Here is a 600-nt window from a genome sequence, read left to right on the forward strand (position 1 = left end):
TTGATCTTACGGGCAGATTGGTCACCGCCGACGCGCTCCACTGCCACACCCGCATGGCTGCGGCCATTACCCAAAGAGGTGGCGATTACCTGCTTGCGCTGAAGGGCAACCGTCGTCATTGGCTGCGCCGTGCCAACCTGCAACTGGCCGACGCCACCCCTTCCATTGCCGAGCGGACCGAGACCAGCCACGGCCGCAACGAGTGGCGGCAGGCCGAGATCGTGGCGGCGGCCGAGCCGCTGATGCCCGGCCACCTGGCCTTCATCCGCATCACCAGCCGACGCGATCAGGCCAAGCCGTTGATGCGCCTGTTCATGGCCTCCACGCTCATGTCGCCGCAGCGGGCGCTCGACCTCACTAGAGCTCATTGGCAGATCGAGAACGGCCTGCATTGGATGCTCGATGTCCATCTCGATGAGGATCTCAGCCGTGCCCGCAAGGACAATGCCCCCGCCAACACGGCCCTTCTCAATCGCCTCGCCAGAAACATCCTTCAGGCCGCCGATGCTGCCAAAGTTCCCATCAGCCATCGCATCAAGAAATGCGCCTGGAACGACGACTATCTCATCAATGCCATCACTCATATGCGATAGCCCTGCC

Annotated in this window: 1 protein-coding gene; it reads left to right on the forward strand. The window is 62.7% G+C overall.

Features of this window, described 5'->3' with window-relative positions; genetic code table 11:
- A partial coding sequence (locus NKH16_RS34915; protein ID WP_352903989.1) for an ISAs1 family transposase occupies positions 1 to 593 on the forward strand: 593 nt, incomplete at its 5' end.
- Positions 594 to 600 lie beyond the last annotated feature (7 nt).

Origin of the sequence: Mesorhizobium sp. M1307 (assembly GCF_040318155.1) — a bacterium.
GTDB lineage: Bacteria > Pseudomonadota > Alphaproteobacteria > Rhizobiales > Rhizobiaceae > Mesorhizobium.